We start from the raw sequence: 481 nt of genomic DNA, 5'->3' as shown, positions 1-481 counted from the left end.
GCCGAGGTCAAGGCCACCGCGCATGCGCTGAACCAACTCTCGTCGCGGCTGCGGACCGCCATGGAAAGCCGCATGCGGCTGGTCGCCGCCGCCGGCCATGATCTGCGAACGCCGATGACGCGCATGCGGCTGCGCGCCGAATTCCTCGACGACGAACGCGAAAAATGGCTTCACGACCTCGACGAGCTCGACCGCATCGCCGACAGCGCCATCCGCCTGGTACGCGAAGAGGTGAACCAGGACGCCGTCGAAGCGGTCGCCCTGGCAAAGACGGTGCGCGATATCGAAGCCGAGATGGTGTCGCTCGGCCATGCCGTCTCGATCGGACACCTGGACAAGGTTTGCGTGCGGGCCGGCGCGCTTGGCCTGCGCCGCGCCTTGCGCAACCTGATCGTCAACGCCGCCACCCATGGCAAGGCGTGCCGCATCGACCTGGCCGCAGCCGACAATCGCGCCGTGCTGACCATATCTGACCATGGCC

The 481-nt window shown here is 67.4% G+C and carries 1 protein-coding gene; it reads left to right on the top strand.

Translation table 11 applies throughout. From position 1 onward, the window contains the following. On the top strand, nucleotides 1–481 hold a 481-nt coding region (locus EOC93_RS33655; protein WP_281033181.1), incomplete at both ends, for a histidine kinase dimerization/phospho-acceptor domain-containing protein.

The organism is Mesorhizobium sp. M6A.T.Ce.TU.002.03.1.1 (assembly GCF_003997275.1).
Classification (GTDB): Bacteria; Pseudomonadota; Alphaproteobacteria; order Rhizobiales; family Rhizobiaceae; genus Mesorhizobium; species Mesorhizobium mediterraneum.
The sequence above is the reverse complement of the archived record's forward strand: the minus strand, read 5'-3'. Positions and strand labels throughout refer to the sequence as shown.